The sequence below is a fragment of the Polynucleobacter sp. 15G-AUS-farblos genome, from assembly GCF_018882445.1.
GTDB lineage: Bacteria > Pseudomonadota > Gammaproteobacteria > Burkholderiales > Burkholderiaceae > Polynucleobacter.
In genome coordinates this window covers 55582-75643 of sequence record NZ_JACVOM010000002.1, presented here as the reverse complement: position 1 = coordinate 75643, position 20062 = coordinate 55582, and the positions used below count along the sequence as shown (strand labels likewise).

Below are 20062 nucleotides of genomic sequence, written 5' to 3'. Positions count from 1 at the left end.
TTTCAATGCTAGAGAGCTTGCAATATATTTATGCGCCACAGATAGTCAATGGACTTTCAATTGGCGTTGCTGTGGTCCTCATGGCCTTGGGTTTGACTATTATTTTTGGCTTGCTAGACGTTATTAATATGTCGCATGGCGAATTCTATGCAGCTGGCGCTTTTATCAGTGTGAGCTTGATGGCGATGGGTGTTTCATTTTGGTTATGTCTATTGCTAGTTCCCTTGTTATTGATTCCAATTGGTTTTGCAATGGAAAGGCTTTTGATTCAAAAAGTTTTTCACTATAAAGATCGACATATTCTGACTCTGCTGCTGACATTTGGTGTTGCGATGGTTTTGGAAGATGGCTATAAGATTGTTTGGGGTGCAAACCCAATCAAGCCTAGTGCCCCAATCTCTGGCGCCAGCGAGTTGTTGGGGGTGATGTTTCCAAATTACCGACTATTTCTAATGGTGTTCGGCGCTTTAATTATTTTCTCCGTATGGGCACTAATTTATAAAACTCAGCTGGGGGCGATTGTGAGGGCTTCAGCATATGACAAAGATATGAGCTCCTCGCTAGGAATACCAGTGATGCGAGTTTATGCTCTGACTTTTGCATTTGGCGTTGCTTTGGCTGGTCTGGCAGGGGTGTTACTTGCTCCAATCTATTCAGTTTTCCCCACTATGGGTCGAGATTTTATTTTGATGGCCTTTAGCGTTGTCATTGTCGGTGGTCTCGGAAGTATTAAGGGTGCTGTGATTGCTGGAATTCTTTTAACGCAATTGCAATCAATCTCTTCTTTATTCATTTCTCCGGTTTGGTCAGATCCCTTAGTCTTTACGGTAATGGTTCTAGTATTGATGTTTAAGCCGTCTGGTTTATATGGAGGCATGAAAAATGCTTAATCCCCAGGTTAAGGCTATTCGTCTGATTGAAATACTTTTGCTGGTTTCCGCAGTTGCCTTATTCGTCATTGGCAGTATTTTGGATGACACTTTTTTCTTGAGATTGGCTACAGAGTCGTTAATCTTTGGTGGATTAGCGATGTCTGTAGATCTTTTGCTGGGAATAGTAGGGTTGCTATCTCTCGGACAGGCATTGTATTTTGGTTTTGGCGCCTATCTATCCGCTTTAGTTTTAAAAGAAGTTTCCCCATCATTTTTCTTAGCCATAGGCGTTGTAACTCTTTCATCCATCGTATTGGGGTGGTTAGCGAGCTTTGTGGCGCTGAGATCAAAGGGTGTCTACTTTGCATTAATAACCTTTGGATTAGCGCAAGTAGCTGCCAAGGTTGTCTACAACACGCGAAGTCTCGGAGCATCAGATGGGATGATGGGCGTACCGATTTTGCAAATCTGGACTCCATTTGGCGTTGTTGATGCTGGCCATCCGGGTACATTTTTTGTGATTACCATGCTTACTATTGGCGCCTTGTATGCAGTCTTAAAATATTTTTTGACCACTCCTATGGGCTCTATTTGGCATGCAATTCGTTCCAATGAGGATCGTTTGGCTTACGTTGGGTATAAATCTAAAGGGCCAAAACAGGTGGCATTTATTCTGGCAGCAGTAGTTGCAGCAGTTTCTGGCGCTCTCTATCCGATGTTAAGGGGTTTTGTTTCTCCCGAGCTGATGTTTTTTAGTGTCTCTGGAAATGCAGTTGTAACCGTTGTTTTGGGTGGGGTGGGAACTTTGATCGGACCCATATTGGGCAGCGTTCTTCTAACTTCATTTAAGTCCATCATTGGGACCTGGACAGTACATCACCATATCGTTATCGGACTTATCTTTGTGGTGGTAGTAGTTTCCGCTCCCAAGGGCATTGCTGGTCTGTTAACAAAATATTTTGGAAAAAATCATTCTCACAAAGGAGGGGAGTGATGAAGAATACTGAAATGATTCTTAGGTCAAAAAGTCTTAGTAAGCGCTTTGGTGGTCTTACCGCCGTAGATGATGTGAGCTTTGAAGTAACGCGTTTAGGTGTTACTTCGATTATTGGTCCAAACGGCGCAGGTAAGAGTACGCTCTTTAATTTGTTGAGCGGTACTTTTATGGCTGATTCTGGATTGGTGGAGCTTGATGATCAAAATATTACACGCATGAGTCCCGAGGGGCGCCTGTCATGTGGGATGGCTCGATCATTTCAGATTACCAACCTCTTTTTTGATCTCTCGGTGATTGATAACTTAAGAATTGCAAGTCAAGCATTAGAGCCGCGTTCTAATTTGTTCTTACCTTTAAGCAAAAGCACTATCGCGATGGATCGGGCTAATGAATTATTGGAAGAATTTGGTTTGCTGGAGTGCCGTAATCAGATTGTAGGAGCCTTATCCCATGGTCAGCAAAGACGTCTGGAGATTGCGGTGACATTAGCAACTCGGCCAAAATTGCTCTTATTGGATGAGCCGACCCAAGGAATGTCCCAGGGTGACACTCAGGATACCGCTGAGCTCATTAAGCGCCTAGGGTCAAAAATTACAGTTCTATTGATTGAGCATGATGTAGATCTAGTAATGGATTTATCCAAAACTGTGATCGTCATGGCGCAAGGCAAGAAATTAGCAGAAGGCATTCCTAGTGATGTACGCGCTAATCCGCTTGTTCAAACGGCATACTTTGGTGAGGAGTTGGCATGATTTTGGAGATGCATGACGTACATGTCAACTTGGGTTTGTCACATGTTTTACAGGGCGTCAATTTATCTATTAAGCCCGGTGAGACTGTAGGCTTATTTGGAAGGAACGGGGTTGGGAAGACCACTATCGTCAAAACCATTGCCGGCTGGCATAAACCCTCCAAAGGAAAGATACTATTTCAAGATCAAGCTATTGAAGTCTTACCCCCAAATAAAATTACCCGCTTAGGTATGGGTTTGGTGCCCGAGGATCGAAGAATATTTCCTGGCTTAAGTGTTGAGGGAAATCTGAAGCTGGGGCTAATGCAAGTTCAGGCAAGCGAGCGCAAAGACGCTGAGCAACGTATACAAATGGTCTTTGAACGATTTCCGCGATTAAACGAAAGGCGAAATCAGTCGGGCACGACTTTGTCTGGTGGCGAGCAGCAAATGCTAGCAATGGCTCGTGTGTTGATAGGCAAACCAAAATTACTATTAATTGATGAGCCGACAGAAGGCCTTGCCCCAATGGTGGTAGCTGACATCTTTCGCTTGATGGGGGAGCTTAAGGCTCAAGGAATTTCAATTCTATTAATTGAGCAAAATATCCATAAAGCCATTCATTTGTGCGATAGGCATTATGTGGTTGAGCGAGGCAGGGTTGTACTTGAGGGAAGCTCTCAAGATCTAGAAGAGCGCAAAGAATTAATTAGGCGCGTTAGCGTTTAAAACAATATGGGAGATATTTATGAGAACTAAAACAGTAACTTATTTTCTTGCATTTTTAGTTGGTATGCTCGGGCTTACCTCAAGCCAATTATTTGCACAGGGCTCTACCGCGTATCCAGAAAAACCGATCACTATCATTGTCCCTTATCCACCCGGTGGATTTAACGATACGCTTGGCAGAATAGTTGGTAAAAAGCTAAGTGATGCTTGGGGTGTAAATGTGGTGATTGATAATAAGCCAGGCGCTGGCACTACTATTGGAACAAATTTTGTAGCCCGCTCTTCGCCGGATGGGTACACAATCTTAGTTGCTCAGTTTCCGTTTGCAGCAAATCCCTACCTGTATAAGTCATTGCCTTACGATACATTAAAGGCATTCAGTCCAGTGGTATTGGCTGGAAGATCCCCAATGGTATTAGTTGTGAATTCAAATTCGCCCATTAAGACTATGAGTGAATTTTTGGCCCTTACAAAAGCAAAGCCGGGCTCTGTAAATTATGGTTCATCGGGCCCTGGTTCTTCAAATCATTTGGCAATGGTTTTATTTGAAATGATGGCTGGCGTGAGTCTAAACCAAGTTCCTTACAAGGGCAGTACACCGCTATTAACGGATTTAGCGGGCGGACAGGTTGAGGTTGCATTTGATGCATATCCTCATGTACGCCCATTTCTCCAGTCTGGAAAAATTAGACCGGTGGCTATAGCAACTGAAGTTAGGTCACCATTAATGCCGGATGTTCCTACCGTCAATGAATCGGGCGTTAAGGGTTACGAGGCTTCATCATGGCATGGTTTTGTGGTGCCGGCAGGAACACCAAAGCCTGTGGTTGAGAAGCTTAATAAGCAAATCAATTTGATTCTTAAGCAGGAAGATATTAGAAAATTATTTAACGAGCAGGGCGTTGTTCCGGATGGTGGAACTCCGGCCCAATTTGAAACCTTTATTGGCAAGCAAATGGATATCTGGAAAAAAGTAGTTTCAACTGCAGGTGTCACAGCGGAGTAAGCGCTATTTTCCATACCTTATAGGTGGCATTAATGAATAAATTTACCCAACTTCGGCCATGGCTAGCCCATCTTGCGAATACCAATCGCCTGCTTGCTACAAAAAAGAATGTCCTGCTTAAACATGAGTTAGCGGCTATAGCTAAGAGGCTAGATGGAAAAAGTAGTGTCTTTTTTCCTAATCCAGATGGGCACACAATGCCGGTAGTTTCTGGTTTTATGTCTTCGCGCTCCTGGATTGCCGAAGCAATGGGTGTTAGCGAGGCGGATTTACTGAATGCTTATCGTGTGGCAGCCGATAATCCGCTACCTTGTCACTTGATTAAAGAGGCATCTTGCCAGGAAGTTGTGCATCAGGAGTTTGATGTCAGAACTCTATTGCCAGTACCAACCCACAGCGAACATGACAGTGGGCCCTACATTACAGCCGGGTTGGTAATAGCGAAAAATCCCAAGACTGGCATTCAGAATGTATCAATCAATCGAATTCAAGTGAATTCGAAAGATCGCATGGCTGTACTGATTTTGCCAAGACATCTTCATGCCTTTCAACAGGCTGCAGAAGAAATGAATCAGCCATTGCCTGTTGCCGTGGTAATAGGTGTTGACCCATTGACGCTTTTGGCTTCTCAAGCAATTGCACCGATTGATTCGGATGAACTGGAAATTGCTGGCGCTCTGCACGGAGCACCCCTGGACGTAGTGAAATGTATAAGTAATGATGTATTGGTTCCGGCAAATGCAGAAATAGTCATTGAGGGTCATATTCCACCCGGGGTGCGTGAGCTTGAGGGGCCCTTTGGTGAATATCCCAAATACTATAGCTCTGAAGAGAAGCGCCAAGTTATTGTTGTCGACATGGTTACACATAGAAAAGAACCAATCTTTCACACCATTGTTCCTGCAGAATTAGAGCATCTATTGCTTGGTTCAATTCCAAGAGAGGCGACCATCCTATCGCATTTGCGTAGAAGCTTTCCTGGAGTATTGGATGTACATTTATCACTTGGTGGCGTTGGGCGATATCATCTCTATATTCAGATTAAAAAGACACATGAAGGCCTGCCTAAGAATGTAATTTCCGGTGCCTTTAGTTCTCACTATGATGTAAAGCATGTCGTAGTTGTGGATGAGGATGTCGACGTTCATGATCCCGCTCAGGTCGAATGGGCTATTGCCACAAGATTTCAGGCTAAACGCGGCTTAGTGGTTATTCATGATGCACAAGGTTCTGTTTTAGACCCCTCTACTACTGTTGGCTTACCTGTTGATGAGGATGGAGTTATACCCGCTCAATATCAGGGCATGAGTTCAAAAATGGGTATAGACGCAACCAAGCCACTCACTTATGAGGGTCACGTATTCACCAAGGTCAAGATTCCTGGGGAAGATGCGGTAAATTTAGATGCTGTACTTGATCCTCAGTTTCCAATGGATTCATATCTGAAATCAAATTAATTACTAGGACTCATTTTGAACAAACGCTTAATTGTTGCCATTACAGGTGCATCAGGAACAATCTATGGAATTCGTATTCTTGAGGCCCTTAAGAGTCTTGGGGTTGAATCTCATTTAGTAATGAGCGACTCAGCAAAGTTGACTATGGCAGCTGAAACAAATTACAAGCCAGCCCAAATTGAGGCGATGGCTGATGTTGTCCATTCGTCAAAAAATGTTGGCGCCTCCATCTCTTCAGGGTCATTTAAAAGTCTTGGCATGGTCATTGCTCCGTGTTCAATTAGAACGTTATCTGAGATTGCCAGCGGAGTGACTAGTAGCTTGGTTTCTAGAGCTGCTGATGTGGTATTGAAAGAGCGTCGCCGCTTGGTATTGTTGGTAAGAGAGACACCTTTACATTTAGGTCATTTACGTTCGATGTCTCAGGTTACGGAGTGTGGTGCGATTGTGATGCCTCCAGTACCGGCTTTCTATGCCAAGCCAAACTCTCTAGATGATATGGTAAGTCACACAGTTGGAAGATGCTTAGATCTTTTTGATTTAGATAATACGCTTGTAACTCGTTGGAATGGAATGGATGGCGGCAAATGAATTTATATGTTTACTTTAAATTTGTTGTTGGTGATCATCCACTGGTCTTACAGCGTATTGGAGACATGCAAGATCAATTAGTGCTTGAATTTCCAAGTTTAGTTTGCGAATTACTCAAAAGGCCTTTAACAGACCAGGATGGGAAGGAGACTTGGATGGAGGTATACCGCGGGGCAGTAACCGAGAAATTAGAATTTAATGAACGACTCGCAGAACTTGCTTTAAAAAGCGAGTTACCTCAGCCTAGAAGGAATGAAGTTTTTATTCCTATTGAGTAGGGTGTTCTAAAAAGAAAAAGCCCCGACTGATTGGGGCTTTTTTATCTGGAGCAGATATACAAAACAGCTACTTACATCAACCGCTTATTTTTTCTTAGCAGTTTTGCTTGCAGTTTGAGCTGTTTTCATCACAGCATCAGTAGCACTAGTCATATTAGTCTGTGCGACTTCAACAGCATGCTTCACAGCTTTTTGGCTTGTTTCAAAAACATTATTAGCAGAAGCAATTGCTTGCTTCATTGCTTGCACAGCTGCATCAGATCCAGCCGGAGCATTTTTAGTCCAGTCTTCAACTAATGCATTGACTTTCTTTTGGCCAGCTTGCAATTCTTTTTCAGCGGACTGTGTAAAAGTTGCTTGTGTTTCATGAGCTAAGTCATACAAGTGACGGCTATAGGCCATAATTTTTTCTGCCATAGGCTGTACAGCTTCAGCTTGATGGGCGAGAAGTTGCTGAATATCTTTTACTTCTAATGCCTTCTTGGCGCTATTCATACTATCGCTCAAACTTTGCTTGGCGATTTGCATATTCAACTCTACTAATTTTTCAATACTTTGTAGTGCTTGATTGGTTAAGCCGCTCAAAGTTTCTAAATTGGCTTTTTGTGCTGCTGCGATTTGTTCAGGTGTTAGGTTCATATCAATCCTTTATGGTTGGATATCTCACTTATTTGTACTCTGACTAGGTGAGTATGTAAATTGATTGTAGACATTATAAGCCATATATGTTGCGATGCAACATAATAATTCGCCCTTAAGTGCACTTACCGTTAAAGAGAGGGGCGTGCATAAATGAGCCTAAAATCGAGGATTAGTTAAAAAATATCAATAATTTCAGTTAGTTATCTATGAAGCTTAGCCTTGACAATGCCATTGCCCCTATATTTGTGCTGATTTGGAGCACGGGCTTTGTCATTGCCAGACTTGCGATGCCTTATGTAGAGCCCGCCACCTTTTTATTCTGGCGCTTTTCAGGGGTGCTCGCTGCCATGGCCGCACTTAGTCTAGTGTGGAAGATTAGCTGGCCCAGCTGGTCTCAAATTAAGCACATTGCGGTGGCAGGCATCCTATTGCAGTTTGGTTATCTTTTAGGCGTTTGGTTTGCAGTACGCCTAGGCATGACAGCCGGATTGGTAGCGATTATTGTTGGCCTACAGCCTATTTTGACGGCATGGTTTGCTGCCTGGATCTCTGAAAAAGTATCTACGCGCCAGTGGATTGGGTTGGCCTTTGGCTTTGCTGGTGTTGCTCTTGTGGTGGCAGAAAAAATTAGCTTTGCCCATATCCCTTTTGTTAGTTATCTCCTAGCCTTTATTGCCTTACTCTCTATTACCTTTGGAACGCTGTATCAGAAAAAATACTGCCCAGTATTTGATTTACGAGCGGGCTCTTCTATACAGTTTGGTGTCTCAGCCATTCTTTGCTTTATCTGTATGTATTTCTTTGAATCGGGTGAGATGGTTTGGAACGCCTCGGTAACTGGTGCTTTGATATGGTCGATCTTTCCTATATCGATTGGCTCCATTAGCTTGTTATTTATGATGATCCGAAAGGGCGCTGCTACTAAAGTCACCAGCTTTCTCTACTTAGTGCCGCCAACAACGGCTGTTATGGCATGGATCTTATTTGGTGAGCCTTTTACCGTTTTAATGGCGGTTGGCTTGGGACTCACAATGACAGGTGTGGTGCTAGTAAACACTGGCCAGACTAACAATGTTGCCACCATTGCTGAGTAGAGATCATTGGAATATCCAGGATGGGGCGAATAAATCGTACCTTTGAGTAGAAATTAATTATCATTCCGTATGTTGAAAGTTTTGGAAGGTATTTTGGGATGCATGTGAATCGATTTTGGCCTCTTGTTTTGGCAGTGCTATTTACTTGTGGTAACTCTGTAAATTCACCTGCATTTGCTGCTAGCAAAGATAAAGATAAGCAGGCTAAAACTAAAGTAGTTATCAAATCCACTAAGAAACCCAAATCCGTTCGCGTCACCGTTACTCGTTCAACTGAACCGGCTGCTCCAGCAAGGCCTTCACTTGCCTCTGCACTTGGTATGCGAGGTCAACATGATGAGCTTAATCTGAAGTCCAGTGTAGCGATGGTAGTGAATCAAGATACCAAAGAGGTTTACTTTGAAAAGAATCCCTCTGTCAGTTTGCCAATTGCTTCTATCACTAAGTTGATGACAGCGATGGTGGTCTTAGATTCTAAATTGCCACTAGATGAGTCCTTGGTCATTAATTCAGAGGACGTCAATAGTTATCGCAGTTCGCGTCTAGCTGGCGGCACCGTATTGACACGTGAAGAAGCTTTATTGCTAGCACTGATGTCCTCTGAGAACCGTGCTGCATATACCTTGGGGCGTAATTATCCTGGAGGTATGAAAGCGTTTATCGATGCCATGAATCGCAAAGCAAAAGAATTGGGTATGGATCACTCTCATTTTGCAGACCCCACTGGTCTCCTCAGTGAAAATGTGGCTTCAGCTGAAGATTTGACTCGTATGCTCAGTGCTGCGTATCAGTACAAAGTCATTCGGGAGTTTTCAACTTGGCCTGATCTCACGATGGTGATAGCGAAGCGCCCACAAAAATTCTTAAATACCAACCGCTTGGTCCGCGCAGGGGATATGAATATTGGCTTGCAAAAGACTGGCTTTATTAATGCTGCTGGTAAGTGCCTCGTCATGCAGGCCAGAGTAAATAACACACCATTGTTGTTAGTGTTCTTGGATTCTGTTGGAACTCAATCTCGTTTTGCAGACGCAGTACGTGTGCGGGATTGGTATGAGCGGATCCCTTCGGGCACGCCGCCTATACGGCGTTTAATGTAAACCGTGCCGACTTAGCCAGTCTGAGTGCCGGGTTCACTCGTTTTGGGCTTGTAGCCCATCCCTTTAGAAATTTGCAGGGCCGTCTCTTGAAGTGCTCTTAGCCAATCTGCTTGCATGCGATCAGTTGGGGAGCTCAGCGATAGGCCTGCAACCAATTTGCCCGTGTCATCCAAAATCGCTGCTGCTAAACAACTAACGCCCAGTTCAAGCTCTTCGTCATCGCGGGCATTGCCTACTTTTCGAACTTGATTGAGTTCAGAATCTAGTTTATTTAAATCGGTAATGCTATTGCGAGTATGGCCAGAGAGGCCAGTACGAGTGACATAGGCGCGTACTTGATTGGCATCATCGCTGGCTAAGAATAATTTTCCAACCGAGGTCAGATGCAAGGGCGCACGCCCCCCTATAGCACGAACGACTTGCATCCCAGAGCGCTCGCTATAGGCTCGGTCGATATAGACAATCTCATCACCCTGGCGAACAGATAGGTTGACAGTTTCTCCAGTGAGCTTATGGAGCGTACGCATAGGTACTTGTGCTGCTTCCCGAACAGAGAGACGGGCTTTGACTAAATTACCCAGCTCTAGAAGCTTGAGGCCAAGGCGATAGGTGCCACCATCCCCACGCTCAACTAAGCGACAGGCAACCATGTCATTGAGAATGCGATGGGCTGTAGAGGGGTGAAGACCAGTTTGCTCGGCCAAGAATTTAAGGCCGCTAGATTCTTCTTGCTCCGCCAAGACGTCGAGCAGGTTCATCATGCGCTCAACCACCTGAATCGCTGTTTTACCAACTTCTCCAGTGGTTTTAGGGGCTTTAACGGTCTTACTTGTACTCATGGGGTAATTGTAGCGATTTCAGATCAAATTGCATAATATGAAATGGGATTTTACAAAAATTCCTGAAATCACCCCATAAAGGGCATTGAGGGGCTAGCGACGCAGGGCGTTAGCGCACTCATTTACCAGCTCAGGGCCTCGATAAATGAGGCCGCTATAGAGCTGAATCAGACTTGCGCCGGCCATGACTTTTTCACGAGCATCGGCTCCTGAAAGAATGCCACCTACGCCAATAATAGGGAGAGCATTGCCAAGTCTGGCCTTGAGCGTTTTGATCACCTGGCTAGAGGCGGCTCTGACTGGTGCACCAGAGAGTCCTCCGGCTTCTTCACCATACTCCATTCCTTTTACTGTTTCGCGAGAGATAGTGGTGTTAGTTGCAATCACTGCATCGATTCCAAACTCGACTAAAAGTTCGGCAATTAAATGAATGTCTTCTTGATCTAAGTCGGGTGCAATTTTTAAGAAGAGGGGCTTATGTACGCCATAGCGATCGCTCAGTTTTTTTCGCTCTTCGCTTAAATCGTGCAATAAAGATCGCAGCATTTCCTCGCTTTGTAATGAGCGAAGGTGTTGTGTATTCGGGGAGGAGATATTAACGGTAATGTAAGAGGCGATTTCATAGACGGCTGCCATAGCAAAGACATAGTCTTGTGATGCTTGCTCAATCGGAGTACTCGCATTCTTACCAATATTGAGTCCAAGAACGCCGCCACTTTGCCAAAATTTGGATTTACGTACGCGTGCAACACAAGCATCTACACCATCATTATTAAAGCCCATGCGATTGATGATGCCCTCAGCTTCAGGCAGTCTAAACATGCGCGGTTTTGGATTTCCGGGTTGTGCGCGAGGTGTAACAGTACCGATTTCCAGAAAGCCAAAACCTAAAGCGGCAAGAGAGTCGATATGTTTGCCATCTTTATCCAGACCAGCAGCTAAACCAACTGGATTGGGAAATTGGATGCCGCAAAGCGTGTGGGGATCAGCAATCGGTTTAGTGATAAAGCGTTGTAGTAAACCCCAGCGTTCAGCGCGGTCGAGGTTGCTGAGCGTGAGGTTATGAGCCTTTTCTGGATCTAGACAAAAGAGCCAAGGACGCAAAAAAGAATATTGATCGATCATGGGAGGATATTATGAACCAGACATTAATTGCCAATGGTCATCAATCAATCCTTCCATGGGTTGGAACTTTACTTTGTAGGACATCTTTTCACTATCCTGAATGTAGTAACCAAGATAGAGGTAGGGTAGGTTTAACTCTTTACACTGCGCAATTTGCCAAAGAATGCTATAGCTTCCGTAGCTAGCATTGTGGACGCTGGTATCAAAGAAGGTATATACCGAAGAAATTCCCTGCTCCAAGATATCAATCATACTGACCATTCGCAGGCGTCCAGGATGTGGATCATGTGGCCCATCTCTGAATTCGACAATCCTTGAGTTCACCCGACTTTGTAACAAGAATTGCATGTACTGGTCTTGATCATCCCGATCCATTTCGCCACCGGCATGCCGTTCATTTTGATAGTGCTGATATAACTGGTAGTGCTCATCCTTGTAGCCTAGATTGAGAACATGCACCTCAAGGCCAGCATGTTTTTTCTGGGCTCGTCGTTGACTGCGTGTGGGCGTATATTGATTTACAAGAATACGGGTAGCAATGCAGGCTCTGCACTGATCGCAATATGGGCGATAGGTATAAAGACCACTGCGACGAAATCCGGCATTGAGCAACTCACCATAAATATCTGCATGAATTAAATGGGATGGGGTGGCTACTTGTGAACGTGCCTGACGATTGGGCAGATAGCTACACTCATAAGGTGCAGTCGCATAAAACTGCAAAGCAGTCAGGGGGAGTTCTTTTAGCTGGGTCATAGCCAGTGGTTCAAGATAGCTTTATCAAAAGTCCAAGGTCTCTCAATATTAGTTTGATTTAATGAACTTTGCAGATCTTCCAAAAATTGTATCCGGGGGATTGGGGATGCCCCTAGAGAGCGCAAATGGGCGGTTTCTTGTTGGCAATCGATCAGCTTAATCTGATTCTGCAGGCACCATGCGCTTAATGCCGCTAAGGCCAATTTGGAGGCATTGCTTTCATAGCTAAACATCGATTCACCAAACACCATCGCGCCAAAAGAAACGCAATAGAGGCCGCCGATTAATTGTCCATCATCTGTTACAGCAATGCTATGGGCATGTCCTTGCTCATGAAGGGTGGTGTATGCATCCATAATTTCATGGGTGATCCAAGTGCCATCTTGATCTTTACGGTTGCTCGTAGCGCAAGCTCGAACTACAGCACCAAAGTCGGCATCAACCACGATTTCAGATTGAGTCTCTTGGCAAAAATGTCGAATATGCTTTTTTAGTGATTCACTGCATTTGAAATTCTGAGGATTCAATACCATGCGAGGATCAGGCGACCACCATAAAACAGGTTGGTTATCGGAATACCAGGGAAAGATTCCAGATTGATAAGCGCGCGCTAGTTGTCCTGGATAAATGCGTTCGCTGACTGCCATCAGTCCAGGAACAGTAGGGTCTGGATCGACTTCGGTAAGCGGGTTGGGGAATGGGTCATGCGGCCCAAGCCACTGAATCTGACTCATTCGATTTTTTCAGAACGTAGAACATCGCGACTACGGACATGAAATTCATTACCGGGCTGCAGGACACCTGCTGCTCTATCAGCAAAGAACCACTCTAAGGTTTGTTTAACCGTTGGGAAAGCCAGTTCATTCCAGGGAATCTCATGTTCATGAAAGAGTGCGACTTCAAGACTTTCTTCGCCAGCAGAAAAGTGGGGGTCCGTCATGCTGGCTAAGTAAAACAAATGCACTTGTTCAGCATGAGGCACATTGAGTAATGAATACAGTGGACCCATTTGCACATGAGCGCCGGCCTCTTCAAAGGTTTCCCGTTGGGCGCCTGCACTAGTACTTTCGCCTAATTCCATAAAGCCTGCTGGCAGTGTCCAGTAGCCATGACGTGGAGCAATCGCTCGGCGGCAAAGTAGTACTTGCTCACCATAGACTGGGATGCTGCCTACAACGTTCCTTGGGTTTTGATAGTGGATGCTGCCGCAGCTATCACACACAAAGCGCTCACGTGAGTCATCTGCTGGAATCTTCAATGAGAGCGTACTTGCGCAGTTTGGGCAGAACTTCATGGTGACTTTCTAAAATTGGGCTTTGATAGCCCCGCGTAAGGCATTGCTAAGCATAATCTCACTTGCCATTGAAACATCTTTAATAGTCAGGTTAGCTTCGCGGGCATTCATCTGGGGGTTGGTTAGCAAGGCTGCTCGCATTACGCCTGGTAGTAGCCCTGCGCTCACTGGTGGGGTAAGCCATTCATCACTATTTGGCAATCTAATAAAAATGCTGGTTCTGCCACCCTCGGTCACAAAGCCTTGCTCATTGTTAAATAGCGCATCAAAACCACCTAATTGAACTGCTGCCTTCCAGGCTGCATCATAAAGATGACGCTTGCTAACCTTATGTTGCAATAAGGGGTCGCCAGAAAACATCACAGTATTACTGGGCAAAATATCTTTTGCCCAAAAGATTTTTACGGGTTGCTCCAATGATTCCAATACTCCACTGCTACAGCTCATTTGACCAGTATTGCTGAGATCGAAGCGAACGCGAAATATTTGATGAGGATCTAAGCTTGAGCAGAACATGCTGAGATGTTGTTCTGCATCCTTGCGCTGAAATGGAATACTTAAGGAGCGCGCAGAGGATTCGATGCGATCTAAATGCGCTGTTACGCGCTGTGGCAAACCTTCAATCACGGCAATGGTTTCAAATAAGCCGGTGCTACTGGGAAGCTCTTTTAAAAAAGCCGCTTTAATTTGACACTCTTCCCATTCTTGCTGAGCATCAGAATCGATGGTAATTCCTGCACCTATGCCAAGAGTGAAGTGACTGCTCTGTGATTGCGCATTCTCTTCAATCTCCACGGTACGAATGGGAACGCTGAATGCAAAATCGCCATTGGGATCAAGCCATCCTAAAGCGCCGCAGTAATAACCACGATCAAACGGTTCTAACTCTTGAATAATTTCCATACTGCGCTTTTTGGGTGCGCCTGTAACTGAACCACAGGGAAACACGGCTTGCAAAATGGCATAGAGAGAAGTCTTAGGCTTGATTTCACCTTGCACAGTCGATGTCATTTGCAAGACATCACCATGTCGTGCAACTTCAAATAACTTGGGCACTTGTACTGTGCCGGGCAGAGAAATGCGACTGAGGTCATTGCGCAATAAATCCACAATCATGACGTTCTCAGCTTGATTCTTGGGGTCCTCTGAAAGCGCGCTTGCTCCACTCGATAGGGCGCTAGCAGTTCCCTTCATGGGCATGGCTTTTAATATTGCACCGTTCTTCTGAATAAACAACTCAGGAGACTGGGAGAGGATGAACTGCCTATCTTGTTTTATATAGGCGCCAAATCTTCCTGGTTGACGTTCGCGCAATCGGCTATAGAGAGCTAAAGGTGAGCCATAGGTCTGACCGGTAATACGGTAGGTATGGTTGATTTGGTAAGTATCCCCACTGCGAATGTACTCCTGTATCTTGGCAATATCTTGAGAAAATTGCACATTCGTAATGGACTCTGTCACATCTAATACACCTGCAATACGCTCTTCATCGCTGAGTTGAAATAACTTATTCGCAATGAGTGCATCGACTTGATCTTTCGATAGGGCTTGATGACTTTGAAATGCCCATGCCTGCATGAGTGGGTGAGTAGTGCTGGAGGCACGCTTGGGTAAATGCTGAAAAAGTCTTCCCAATTCATAGGAAAAGATCGCCACTAAGTGCTGACCTTTACTTAAGGCAGCATCTAACTCAGTTAGGCAGTCCTGAATGGCACCTTGGTCCTGCTCATCATTGCCCGAGGGCAGAACGCACCAGGTTTGAATCGGAGATTCGTAAAGGCGACTCGAGGGTTGAGCAGGGCTGCTTTGGGCATCATCGAGCAGAATCATTGCCAGCAGCCTTAGCGAGCTCTAAAAATTACTTCAGAATGGTGGCTGATTCGATTGTCACGGTTTTCGCAGGGACATCTGCCATACGACCCATGCGCGGAGCTGATGCCACCATGGTTGGCACTTTACGGATGGCATCAATAGTCTGAGTTCCAGAAATGACTTTTCCAAAAACAGTGTAGCCATTGCCCATTGCGTTTGGAAAATCTAATCCCTGATTATCTTTTACGTTGATAAAAAACTGAGCAGTTGCAGAGTCGGGATCAGAGGTACGCGCCATAGCGATGGTGTAGTTATTGTTCTTTAAACCATTATTTGCTTCTGACACAACAGGAGCATCTGTTGGTTTTTGTACAAGCTCAGAGGTAAAGCCACCACCTTGAATCATGAAGCCATCGATGACTCGATGAAAAATAGTGCCGTTGTAAAAACCACTTTTGACATAGTTCAAAAAGTTGGCAGTGGTCTTTGGTGCTTTATCAGCATCGAGTTCCACTACAAAATTACCTAGCGTAGTTTTAAATTCCACCTTAGGTCCAGCAAAAGCAGCTTGGCTAGAAAGACAGGTGGCGATCAGAATGAGGCTGGCAAAAAACTTACGCATAACAACTCCTTAAATAAGTGAAGCGAATATAGACATTGTATTGTGCTGCGGAAATGGGTTTTACGCTAAACCATTGGGGACTTTGGCTGCGTAGGCGTAGGAGGCCTCTTCGAACATCTTGGGTCTTGAGAGGTAGTCCAGTGTCCAGGCAATCGTATCGACACCCCAAAAGCAGTGCTGATTGACGATTAAGGCTGGAACTCCAAAAGCACCAGCTTGTTTTGCCTGCTGGGTGTTGGCGATCAGCTGCTCCTTTACCGCAGGACTGTCTGGCTTTGGAGTATCAGACGCCAAGCCTAGGTAGCTGCAAAACTCTGACCAAGAGAGATTGGGATCTTTGCCTTCCATCCAAATGTAATCAAAGGCTTTTTCAAGCATTGTCCAATCAGCCTTTTGCTCAACGAGAAGGCGTTGAGGTGCAACCGTCATAAAGGGGTGATGTTCAGGAAAGCGGAAGGGAATGCCTAATTTTTCTGCTTGCCAAACGCAAAACTGATAAGTGTGAGGGCGCTTAGCAGCAATTTCACCTGGCCCTTTATTGTCGGAAGCTCTCAAAAGGCCACCTAATAGAATGGGCACAGGCGTTATATCGAGTTGAGATTCCAAACGATGGCGTTGCTTGACATACAGATACGCGAATGGCGAAATAATGTCGTAATAAAAAGTAGCGGCTACTTTTGCACTCATTTCTTTTTAGCTTCTTGATCTAGATTGCGCAAGAAAGCCATCTTCTCGCTGATTTGGGTTTCAAGACCGCGATTTACCGGCTCATACCAATGGGGTTCTGCCATCCCTTCGGGTAAGTAAGACTCCCCAGCCGCATAGCCATGAGGTTCATCATGGGCATAGCGATATTCTTTGCCATGACCCAGCTCTTTCATAAGCTTGGTCGGTGCATTGCGTAAGTGATGTGGTACTGGCTTGGATTGATCCTGAGCAACGTAGGCTCGTGCCGCATTAAATGCTTTGTAGCTGGCATTACTCTTAGAGGCAACTGCCAAGTACACAACCGCTTGCCCCAAAGCTAGCTCACCTTCGGGGGATCCTAATCTTTCATAAGTTTGCGCGGCATCATTGGCCAGTTGCATCGCGCGTGGATCCGCTAAACCAATATCTTCCCAGGCCATGCGAACAATACGACGAGATAAATACCGTGGATCTACGCCGCCATCTAACATTCTGCACAGCCAATAGAGTGCTGCATCTGGATTGGAACCCCTGACTGATTTGTGTAGCGCAGATATTTGATCATAAAACTGATCGCCGCCTTTATCAAAGCGACGCGCTTGAGTCGAGAGCGCGTTCTCAATAAAAGCTTGATCAATTGTTTTGACTGATGCACCAAGACCAGAGGTGGCATTCCGAATTTGTTCTACCAAGTTCAAGAGACGCCGCGCATCCCCGTCAGCATGCGTAATTAAGGTTTCGATTGCGCTATCCTCAAATGGGATATCGGGCATAGCATGCATATGTGCGCGCACAAATAATTGCTTCAGTTCAGAGTTGCTTAAGGATTTCAATACATAGACTTGGGCACGAGAGAGCAGTGCAGAGTTCACTTCAAAGGAAGGGTTCTCAGTAGTGGCACCAATAAAAGTAAACAGCCCTGATTCCACATGCGGTAATAGGGCATCTTGCTGACTTTTATTAAAACGATGAATCTCATCCACAAATAAAATCGTTTGTTTCCCATACTGCACCATGCTCTGCTGGGCTTTTTCTATGGATTCTCGGATTTCTTTTACGCCTGCTAATACAGCAGAGATCGCAATAAACTCACGATCAAAAGCCTTTGCTGAAAGACGCGCTAAGGTCGTCTTGCCAACCCCAGGGGGGCCCCACAAAATCATCGAGTGCGGCTGGCCGGATGCAAAAGCGAGATTGAGTGGCTTGCCACTTGCTAGCAGATGGGTCTGCCCAATCACCTCTTCAATTGTTTTTGGGCGTAGCGCTTCTGCTAACGGAGGTGGAGGAGTGCTATCAAATAAGCTACTCATGAATCATCATGCTTGAATAAATAATATGACTAAGGCTGCCCAAGCAAGACACGCAGCGGCAATATAAGTTAAGCGATTGCGCACTGTCATGAATGCATTGCGCGCTTCATCACTGGAAAAATAATATTGGTAGGTATTCTGATCAATATTGCGCTGAATGACTAAGGTGGAGGCCAAGATCAGCAAGCCAACCGGAATGTAGATATGCAAAGCAAGCCATGCCACCAGGGCTGGAATCACGCCCCAGATCCAGGCATTGCGATCTTCCCAGCGATCGCCAGGAGGCTTTTTTCCAAGAGTATGTAAATTTGCACCCCAGTGCAGCGCACCCATAAATGAGGTGATGACTGCGCCATAGCCAGCAAGAGATTCAGCACTCAGATAGTTAATTGGTGTTGGTGCCAATTGAACCAATAGTGCGAGACCGATGAAAGGAATAAGTCCTGCATAAGCCAACTTAAGTACAAGGGGTGGAAGTGGATTCACAAAAGATCTGTTCTATGGAGTGGGTTAATGAATGCGCAAATTATTTGTCGTAGGTGTAAACGCCGCGACCAGTCTTACGACCGAGGTATCCCGCTGCAACCATTTCTCTGAGGAGTGGGCAAGGACGATATTTGGAATCGCTGAAGTTCTCAAAATACACTTCCATAACGGCTAAGCAGGTATCTAAACCAATCAAATCCGCTAGCGCTAGCGGCCCAATGGGTTGATTGCAGCCTAGCTTCATGCCAGCATCAATATCTTCAGGGCTTGCTAAACCTTCTGACAGTACAAAGAAGGCCTCGTTAATCATCGGTAATAAGATGCGATTGACTACAAAGCCTGGTGAGTTTTTGACGGTAATCGGTTCTTTGCCTATCCGCTTTGCCATGTCAATAATTGCAGCATGCGTGGCATCGCTAGTTTGTAGACCGCGAATAACTTCAACCAGTGCCATCAGGGGCGGCGGATTAAAGAAGTGCATGCCAATAAAGCGTTCTGGGTTGGAATCGAGTGCTGCTAGCTTAGTAATCGATAGGGAAGAGGTGTTAGTAGCAATGAGGGTGTCTTTGCTTACGATCTCATCTACTTGCTTCAAGATCTTTTCTTTAACAGCTTGGTTCTCAGTCGCCGCTTCAATCACTAATTCAAGTCCTTTGAAGTCAGCATAAGAGGTGCTGCCTTTAATGCGATTCAAAGCGGCATCTTTTGCTTCGGTAGTTAAGGTTTCTTTTTTAACTAAGCGATCTAAGCTCTTGCTAATTTGTTCTAAACCACGTGCAACCGCAGCCTCATTGATATCAACCATCACGACATCTAGGCCTGCAACTGCGCATACTTGTGCAATCCCGTTACCCATAGTGCCTGCGCCAATCACACCAACTGATTGAATCTTCATTTCATTTCCTTTTTTGATACTGAGTTGAACCAAACAATTGCTCTTTTGCTTTGTCATCATGCAAAGGCTTGCGTAATGCAGTTAATACTTCGCACCCACGTTTTACCGCGGGACGATCACCGATCTTTTCAAACCATTTCTTAAAATGCGGATAGTCCTCCAAATCCATGCCCTGATTTTTCCAGTTGCGTGTCCATGGATAAATTGCCATATCCGCTATGGAATAGGTTTTGCCAGCAATAAAGGGATTATCTTTGAGTTGACCGTCTAATACGCCATACAGGCGTTTTGCCTCATTGGTATAGCGGTTGACTGCATAGTCAATTTTCTCAGGAGCATAAATCCGAAAATGGTGATTTTGCCCAAGCATGGGGCCTAAGCCTCCCATTTGAAACATCAGCCATTGCAGCACTTCATATTTTCCACGGGTAGATGTGGGTAAAAACTTACCTGTTTTTGCGGCGAGATATAACAAGATGGCGCCGGATTCAAAAATACTGATGGGCTTTCCATCAGGACCATTGGGATCAACTAAAGCAGGGATTTTGTTGTTGGGGCTGATCTTTAAAAATTCAGTAGCAAATTGATCTCCTGCGCCAATATTGATTGGATGTGCAAACCAGTCACGATCCAATCGGTAGCCACACTCCTCAAGCATGATGTGGACCTTGTGACCATTTGGGGTTGGCCAACTATAGACATCAATTGCATTGGATTGGGATTTTTTACTAGTCATGAAA

General features: G+C 45.1%; 23 protein-coding genes. 10 read left to right on the top strand and 13 right to left on the bottom strand.

The features are described 5' to 3' along the window. Positions 1–5: 5 nt before the first annotated feature. The 8 genes from ICN41_RS03715 to ICN41_RS03680 are packed head-to-tail and all read left to right on the top strand — an operon-like array spanning position 6 to position 6660. Entirely contained in the window at positions 6–890 is an 885-nt protein-coding gene (locus tag ICN41_RS03715; protein ID WP_216218113.1) for a branched-chain amino acid ABC transporter permease, read from the top strand. After that, on the top strand, positions 883–1866 hold the full coding sequence (locus ICN41_RS03710; protein WP_216291484.1) for a branched-chain amino acid ABC transporter permease: 984 nt from the start codon (positions 883–885) through the stop codon (positions 1864–1866). The genes ICN41_RS03715 and ICN41_RS03710 overlap by 8 nt, the downstream gene beginning before the upstream one ends. After that, positions 1866–2621, top strand: coding sequence for an ABC transporter ATP-binding protein (locus ICN41_RS03705; protein ID WP_255537881.1), 756 nt, complete (start codon positions 1866–1868; stop codon positions 2619–2621). Before ICN41_RS03710 ends, ICN41_RS03705 begins: the two co-directional genes overlap by 1 nt. Further along, positions 2618–3328 carry an ABC transporter ATP-binding protein gene (locus ICN41_RS03700; protein ID WP_216862287.1) on the top strand — a complete coding sequence of 237 codons (711 nt, stop codon included), beginning with the start codon at positions 2618–2620 and terminating at the stop codon, positions 3326–3328. Before ICN41_RS03705 ends, ICN41_RS03700 begins: the two co-directional genes overlap by 4 nt. A 19-nt stretch (positions 3329–3347) precedes the next feature. Next, positions 3348–4334 carry a tripartite tricarboxylate transporter substrate binding protein gene (locus ICN41_RS03695; RefSeq protein WP_255537880.1) on the top strand — a complete coding sequence of 329 codons (987 nt, stop codon included), beginning with the start codon at positions 3348–3350 and terminating at the stop codon, positions 4332–4334. A gap of 32 nt (positions 4335–4366) precedes the next feature. Then, complete coding sequence (locus ICN41_RS03690) at positions 4367–5791, top strand: UbiD family decarboxylase (protein ID WP_216291483.1); 1425 nt, start codon at positions 4367–4369, stop codon at positions 5789–5791. Positions 5792–5803: 12 nt separating this feature from the next. Then, on the top strand, positions 5804–6382 hold the full coding sequence (locus ICN41_RS03685) for a UbiX family flavin prenyltransferase (RefSeq protein ID WP_216291731.1): 579 nt from the start codon (positions 5804–5806) through the stop codon (positions 6380–6382). Continuing rightward, positions 6379–6660 (top strand): DUF4936 family protein, encoded by a 282-nt coding sequence (locus tag ICN41_RS03680; RefSeq protein WP_216291482.1) that lies wholly within the window; start codon positions 6379–6381, stop codon positions 6658–6660. Before ICN41_RS03685 ends, ICN41_RS03680 begins: the two co-directional genes overlap by 4 nt. 84 nt (positions 6661–6744) lie before the next feature. Here the strand turns inward: ICN41_RS03680 and ICN41_RS03675 are convergent, their stop codons facing one another. Further along, positions 6745–7299 carry a phasin family protein gene (locus ICN41_RS03675; protein ID WP_216291481.1) on the bottom strand — a complete coding sequence of 185 codons (555 nt, stop codon included), beginning with the start codon at positions 7297–7299 and terminating at the stop codon, positions 6745–6747. A 209-nt stretch (positions 7300–7508) separates the two neighbouring features. Here ICN41_RS03675 and ICN41_RS03670 point away from each other — a divergent pair, with 209 nt between their 5' ends. Together ICN41_RS03670 and ICN41_RS03665 are read left to right on the top strand one after the other, a co-directional pair. Then, positions 7509–8396, top strand: coding sequence for a DMT family transporter (locus ICN41_RS03670; protein ID WP_216291480.1), 888 nt, complete (start codon positions 7509–7511; stop codon positions 8394–8396). 98 nt (positions 8397–8494) lie between these two features. Then, positions 8495–9496: a serine hydrolase gene (locus ICN41_RS03665; RefSeq protein ID WP_216291479.1), complete on the top strand. Its 1002-nt coding sequence runs from the start codon at positions 8495–8497 to the stop codon at positions 9494–9496. 11 nt (positions 9497–9507) lie between these two features. Here the strand turns inward: ICN41_RS03665 and ICN41_RS03660 are convergent, their stop codons facing one another. The 12 genes from ICN41_RS03660 to ICN41_RS03605 all read right to left on the bottom strand — a co-directional run bounded on the left by ICN41_RS03660 (position 9508) and on the right by ICN41_RS03605 (position 20058). After that, positions 9508–10335: an IclR family transcriptional regulator gene (locus ICN41_RS03660; protein WP_216291478.1), complete on the bottom strand. Its 828-nt coding sequence runs from the start codon at positions 10333–10335 to the stop codon at positions 9508–9510. A gap of 93 nt (positions 10336–10428) precedes the next feature. Beyond that, entirely contained in the window at positions 10429–11460 is a 1032-nt protein-coding gene (locus tag ICN41_RS03655) for a quinone-dependent dihydroorotate dehydrogenase (RefSeq protein WP_216291477.1), read from the bottom strand. 9 nt (positions 11461–11469) lie between these two features. Next, on the bottom strand, positions 11470–12216 hold the full coding sequence (locus ICN41_RS03650; protein WP_216291476.1) for an arginyltransferase: 747 nt from the start codon (positions 12214–12216) through the stop codon (positions 11470–11472). After that, positions 12213–12950: a leucyl/phenylalanyl-tRNA--protein transferase gene (gene aat, locus ICN41_RS03645; RefSeq protein ID WP_216291475.1), complete on the bottom strand. Its 738-nt coding sequence runs from the start codon at positions 12948–12950 to the stop codon at positions 12213–12215. The genes ICN41_RS03650 and aat overlap by 4 nt, the downstream gene beginning before the upstream one ends. Beyond that, the gene (locus tag ICN41_RS03640) at positions 12947–13510 is read right to left on the bottom strand and encodes an NUDIX hydrolase (protein WP_216291474.1); all 564 of its coding nucleotides are present in this window, start codon (positions 13508–13510) and stop codon (positions 12947–12949) included. Before ICN41_RS03640 ends, aat begins: the two co-directional genes overlap by 4 nt. Before the next feature lie 9 nt (positions 13511–13519). Beyond that, the gene (locus ICN41_RS03635; RefSeq protein WP_216291473.1) at positions 13520–15340 is read right to left on the bottom strand and encodes a chorismate-binding protein; all 1821 of its coding nucleotides are present in this window, start codon (positions 15338–15340) and stop codon (positions 13520–13522) included. Between the two features lie 28 nt (positions 15341–15368). Continuing rightward, positions 15369–15944 (bottom strand): peptidylprolyl isomerase, encoded by a 576-nt coding sequence (locus ICN41_RS03630; RefSeq protein WP_216291472.1) that lies wholly within the window; start codon positions 15942–15944, stop codon positions 15369–15371. A gap of 60 nt (positions 15945–16004) precedes the next feature. Further along, the gene (locus tag ICN41_RS03625) at positions 16005–16631 is read right to left on the bottom strand and encodes a 2-hydroxychromene-2-carboxylate isomerase (RefSeq protein WP_216291471.1); all 627 of its coding nucleotides are present in this window, start codon (positions 16629–16631) and stop codon (positions 16005–16007) included. Then, positions 16628–17941 carry a replication-associated recombination protein A gene (locus ICN41_RS03620; protein WP_216291470.1) on the bottom strand — a complete coding sequence of 438 codons (1314 nt, stop codon included), beginning with the start codon at positions 17939–17941 and terminating at the stop codon, positions 16628–16630. Before ICN41_RS03620 ends, ICN41_RS03625 begins: the two co-directional genes overlap by 4 nt. A gap of 6 nt (positions 17942–17947) precedes the next feature. Continuing rightward, positions 17948–18427 (bottom strand): DUF3429 family protein, encoded by a 480-nt coding sequence (locus tag ICN41_RS03615; RefSeq protein WP_216291469.1) that lies wholly within the window; start codon positions 18425–18427, stop codon positions 17948–17950. Positions 18428–18467: 40 nt separating this feature from the next. Then, positions 18468–19322, bottom strand: coding sequence for a 3-hydroxybutyryl-CoA dehydrogenase (locus tag ICN41_RS03610; RefSeq protein WP_216291468.1), 855 nt, complete (start codon positions 19320–19322; stop codon positions 18468–18470). A gap of 1 nt (position 19323) precedes the next feature. Beyond that, the gene (locus ICN41_RS03605; protein ID WP_216291467.1) at positions 19324–20058 is read right to left on the bottom strand and encodes a glutathione binding-like protein; all 735 of its coding nucleotides are present in this window, start codon (positions 20056–20058) and stop codon (positions 19324–19326) included. Positions 20059–20062: the final 4 nt, after the last annotated feature.

What these genes read in the sequence shown, in the direction of transcription:
- ICN41_RS03715 (WP_216218113.1), top strand. Translation starts at nt 6, where the DNA reads ATGCTAGAGAGCTTGCAATATATTTATGCGCCACAGATAGTCAATGGA.
- ICN41_RS03710 (WP_216291484.1), top strand. Translation starts at nt 883, where the DNA reads ATGCTTAATCCCCAGGTTAAGGCTATTCGTCTGATTGAAATACTTTTG.
- ICN41_RS03705 (WP_255537881.1), top strand. Translation starts at nt 1,866, where the DNA reads ATGAAGAATACTGAAATGATTCTTAGGTCAAAAAGTCTTAGTAAGCGC.
- ICN41_RS03700 (WP_216862287.1), top strand. Translation starts at nt 2,618, where the DNA reads ATGATTTTGGAGATGCATGACGTACATGTCAACTTGGGTTTGTCACAT.
- ICN41_RS03695 (WP_255537880.1), top strand. Translation starts at nt 3,348, where the DNA reads ATGAGAACTAAAACAGTAACTTATTTTCTTGCATTTTTAGTTGGTATG.
- ICN41_RS03690 (WP_216291483.1), top strand. Translation starts at nt 4,367, where the DNA reads ATGAATAAATTTACCCAACTTCGGCCATGGCTAGCCCATCTTGCGAAT.
- ICN41_RS03680 (WP_216291482.1), top strand. Translation starts at nt 6,379, where the DNA reads ATGAATTTATATGTTTACTTTAAATTTGTTGTTGGTGATCATCCACTG.
- ICN41_RS03675 (WP_216291481.1), bottom strand. Translation starts at nt 7,299, where the DNA reads ATGAACCTAACACCTGAACAAATCGCAGCAGCACAAAAAGCCAATTTA.
- ICN41_RS03670 (WP_216291480.1), top strand. Translation starts at nt 7,509, where the DNA reads ATGAAGCTTAGCCTTGACAATGCCATTGCCCCTATATTTGTGCTGATT.
- ICN41_RS03665 (WP_216291479.1), top strand. Translation starts at nt 8,495, where the DNA reads ATGCATGTGAATCGATTTTGGCCTCTTGTTTTGGCAGTGCTATTTACT.
- ICN41_RS03660 (WP_216291478.1), bottom strand. Translation starts at nt 10,335, where the DNA reads ATGAGTACAAGTAAGACCGTTAAAGCCCCTAAAACCACTGGAGAAGTT.
- ICN41_RS03655 (WP_216291477.1), bottom strand. Translation starts at nt 11,460, where the DNA reads ATGATCGATCAATATTCTTTTTTGCGTCCTTGGCTCTTTTGTCTAGAT.
- ICN41_RS03650 (WP_216291476.1), bottom strand. Translation starts at nt 12,216, where the DNA reads ATGACCCAGCTAAAAGAACTCCCCCTGACTGCTTTGCAGTTTTATGCG.
- aat (WP_216291475.1), bottom strand. Translation starts at nt 12,950, where the DNA reads ATGAGTCAGATTCAGTGGCTTGGGCCGCATGACCCATTCCCCAACCCG.
- ICN41_RS03640 (WP_216291474.1), bottom strand. Translation starts at nt 13,510, where the DNA reads ATGAAGTTCTGCCCAAACTGCGCAAGTACGCTCTCATTGAAGATTCCA.
- ICN41_RS03635 (WP_216291473.1), bottom strand. Translation starts at nt 15,340, where the DNA reads ATGATTCTGCTCGATGATGCCCAAAGCAGCCCTGCTCAACCCTCGAGT.
- ICN41_RS03630 (WP_216291472.1), bottom strand. Translation starts at nt 15,944, where the DNA reads ATGCGTAAGTTTTTTGCCAGCCTCATTCTGATCGCCACCTGTCTTTCT.
- ICN41_RS03625 (WP_216291471.1), bottom strand. Translation starts at nt 16,631, where the DNA reads ATGAGTGCAAAAGTAGCCGCTACTTTTTATTACGACATTATTTCGCCA.
- ICN41_RS03620 (WP_216291470.1), bottom strand. Translation starts at nt 17,941, where the DNA reads ATGAGTAGCTTATTTGATAGCACTCCTCCACCTCCGTTAGCAGAAGCG.
- ICN41_RS03610 (WP_216291468.1), bottom strand. Translation starts at nt 19,322, where the DNA reads ATGAAGATTCAATCAGTTGGTGTGATTGGCGCAGGCACTATGGGTAAC.
- ICN41_RS03605 (WP_216291467.1), bottom strand. Translation starts at nt 20,058, where the DNA reads ATGACTAGTAAAAAATCCCAATCCAATGCAATTGATGTCTATAGTTGG.